General features: G+C 75.0%; 3 protein-coding genes. 2 read left to right on the top strand and 1 reads right to left on the bottom strand.

Features of this window, described 5'->3' with window-relative positions; all coding sequences use genetic code 11:
- Positions 1-90 precede the first annotated feature (90 nt).
- Positions 91-1,635, bottom strand: coding sequence for an aminopeptidase P family protein (locus CBZ_RS09305; protein WP_130781288.1), 1,545 nt, complete (start codon positions 1,633-1,635; stop codon positions 91-93).
- Positions 1,636-1,669: 34 nt separating this feature from the next.
- On the opposite strand from CBZ_RS09305, the gene CBZ_RS09300 reads away from it, so the two are divergent.
- Positions 1,670-2,512: a PHP domain-containing protein gene (locus CBZ_RS09300; RefSeq protein ID WP_130781287.1), complete on the top strand. Its 843-nt coding sequence runs from the start codon at positions 1,670-1,672 to the stop codon at positions 2,510-2,512.
- 9 nt (positions 2,513-2,521) lie between these two features.
- Positions 2,522-3,145, top strand: coding sequence for a MarC family protein (locus CBZ_RS09295; RefSeq protein WP_130781286.1), 624 nt, complete (start codon positions 2,522-2,524; stop codon positions 3,143-3,145).
- Positions 3,146-3,250: the final 105 nt, after the last annotated feature.

Here is a 3,250-nt window from a genome sequence, read left to right as displayed (position 1 = left end):
GTGCCGCCGGTGGCCCCGCAGCCGCCGGCACCGCCGGTCGCCCCGCCGCCGCCCGGGGGCGACGGCCGCTGAGCCCGCGGGGCCCGGGCGTCAGCGCCCGAGCAGGCCCGCCATCCACGCCTCGACCGCGTCGGGGTCGCGGGGGAGCGCCGCCGACAGGTTCTCGTTGCCGTCGGCCGTCACGAGCACGTCGTCCTCGATGCGCACGCCGATCCCGCGGTACTCCTGCGGGACGAGCAGGTCGTCGGACTTGAAGTAGAGCCCCGGCTCGATCGTGAACACCATGCCGGGACGCAGCTCGGCGTCGAGGTAGAGCTCCGCCCGCGCCTGCGCGCAGTCGTGCACGTCGAGGCCCAGGTGGTGGCTCGTGCCGTGCACCATCCAGCGGCGGTGGTGCTGGTTCTCCGGCAGCAGCGAGTCCTGCGCGCTCACCGGCAGCAGGCCCCACTCGTCGAGCCGCGCCGCGATCACCCGCATCGCCGCGTCGTGCACGTCGCGGAACCGCGCCCCCGGCTTCGCGACCTCGAACGCGGCGTCGGCGGCGTCGAGCACCGCCTGGTAGACGCGGCGCTGCACCTCGGTGAACGTCCCGTCGACCGGCAGCGTGCGGGTCACGTCCGCGGTGTAGAGCGAGTCGACCTCCACGCCGGCGTCGACAAGCACCAGGTCGCCCGCGCGGACCGCGCCGTCGTTGTCGATCCAGTGCAGCGTCGTCGCGTGCTCGCCGGCGGCCGCGATCGTCTCGTAGCCGACCGCGTTGCCCTCCTGGCGCGCGTGCCCGACGAAGGTGCCCTCGATGACCCGCTCGCCGCGCGCGTGCTCCTGCGCCTGCGGCAGTGCGCGGACGATCTTCTCGAAGCCCGCGATCGTGGTGTCGACCGCGAGCCGCATCTGCTCGACCTCGTGCGCGTCCTTGACGAGCCGCAGCTCCGACAGCGCCTCGGCGAGCTTCTCGTCGCGCGCGCCCGCCTCCTCCGTCGCACGGATCTCCTCGACGACCGCCTCGACGGCCTCGTCGACGTCCGGCACGACGAGCAGGCGCACGCCGTCCGGGCCGACGTCCTTGGCGAGCGCGTCCCGCAGGTCGTCGAGGTGCGCCGTGCGGACACCCGTCTCGGTCTCGACGTCGTCGAGCGTCGGCCGGGCCCCGACCCAGAACTCGCCGTAGCGCGCGTCGGAGAAGAACTCGGCGGTGTCCCGGCCCGCGAGGGGGCGCAGGTAGAGCACCGCGCGGTGGCCGCTGCCGCCGTCGCCCTCGCCGTCCGCGACCGGGTGCAGGACGAGCACCGCGTCGGGCTCCTGCTCCGAGCCGAGGCCCGTGAGGTGCGCGAACGCGGAGTGCGGGCGGAACCGGTAGTCGGTGTCGTTGGAGCGGACCTTGAACGTGCCCGCCGGGACGACCAGCCGCTCGCCCGGGAACTGCGCGGACAGCGCCGCACGACGGACCGCCGTGTGGTCGGCGGCCGGGCTGCGCGTCGCCGTCGACGCCGGCCGCTCGCCCCAGCCCGACGTGACGAACTCGAGGAACGCGGCCGACCCGGGGCGCTGCGAGCGGTTGCTGCCGCGGTCGGCGAGCGGCTGCTCGTCCTGCGCGGCGTGGGCGGCGGCGGTCTCGGGCGTCGGCTCCGTGGTCATCGGGCCATTGTCCCACCGCGGCTAGGTTGGCCCGATGCGGATCGACCTGCACACCCACTCCACGGCGTCCGACGGCACCGAGCCGCCCGCGGCCGTCGTCGCCGCCGCCGCGGCCGCCGGGCTCGACGTCGTCGCGCTCACCGACCACGACACGACGGTCGGGTGGGCCGAGGCCGCCGACGCAGCCGTCGAGCACGGGGTGCGGCTGGTGCGCGGCACCGAGGTGTCGGCGCGGTCGTCCGGCATCAGCATCCACCTGCTGTCCTACCTGCAGGACCCCGAGCACCCCGCGCTCACCGCCGAGCTCGAGCGGACCCGGCACGCGCGCCTGCACCGGGCCGAGGCGATCGTCGAGCTGCTCGCCGCGGACGTCCCGATCACCTGGCAGGACGTCCTCGACCACAGCGCGGACGCCGTCGTCGTCGGGCGCCCGCACATCGCGGACGCGCTCGTCGCGCGGGGCGTCGTGCCCGACCGGGACGCCGCGTTCGCCCGCCTGCTGCGGGCCGACGGGCCCTACCACGTGCCGCACTACGCGCCCGCGGCGGCCTCGGCCGTGCGGGCCATCCGGGCCGCGGGCGGCGTGCCGGTCTTCGCGCACCCCGGCGCCGACGCGCGCGGACGGGTCGTGCCCGACGCGGTGTTCGACGAGCTCGCCGCCGCCGGGCTCGCGGGCGTCGAGGTCCACCACCGCGACCACTCGCCCGCCCAGCAGGACCGCCTCCTGGCCATCGCCGACCGCCTCGGGCTGCTCGTCACGGGGTCGAGCGACTACCACGGGGACGGGAAGGCCAACCGGCTGGGGGAGAATCTCACCGAGCCGCACGTGCTGGCGGCGATCGAGGAGCAGGGCACCGTGCCCGTGCTCGGAGGGTAAGGAGGCCGCGTGCCGGACGTCCTCGACGTGCACCTGTTCGCGTCGGTGTTCATCACGCTGTTCGTCATCATGGACCCGCCGGGGACGGTGCCGATCTTCCTCGGCCTGACCAGCGCGATGTCCCGTGCGCAGCGCAACCGTGCCGCCCGGCAGGCCGTGGCCGTCGCGTTCGGCGTCATCGTGTCGTTCGCGCTGTTCGGGCAGTCGCTGCTCAGCTACATGCACGTGTCGCTGCCCGCGCTGCAGGCGTCCGGCGGCCTGCTGCTGCTGCTCGTCGCGATGGAGCTGCTCACGGGGAAGATGGAGGAGGTCAAGCCGTCGGGCAACGTCAACGTCAACGTCGCCCTCGTGCCGCTCGGCACACCCCTGCTGGCCGGCCCCGGCGCGATCGTCGCGACCATGGTGTTCGTCACCCAGGCCGACGGGACGACCGCCGACTGGGTCGCGATCGCCCTCGGCGTGCTCGCCGTGCACGTGTGCCTCTGGCTCGCGATGCGGTTCGCCAACGTCATCCACCGCATCCTCGGGGAGTCCGGCACGATCCTCGTCACGCGCATCGCGGGCCTGCTGCTCGCGGCCATCGCGGTGCAGCTCGTCGCCGACGCCGTGGAGGCGTTCATCAAGGCCGCCTGACCCGCGGACGACGAAGGGGCGCGCACCGTGCGGTGCGCGCCCCTTCGTGCCGACCGGCCCGCGGACGGGCCGGATCCGATGCTCTCGGGTCAGGCCTCCGTCGAC

The sequence above is a fragment of the Cellulomonas biazotea genome (assembly GCF_004306155.1).
Classification (GTDB): domain Bacteria; phylum Actinomycetota; class Actinomycetes; order Actinomycetales; family Cellulomonadaceae; genus Cellulomonas; species Cellulomonas biazotea.
This window is presented reverse-complemented; position numbering and strand designations above follow the sequence as displayed.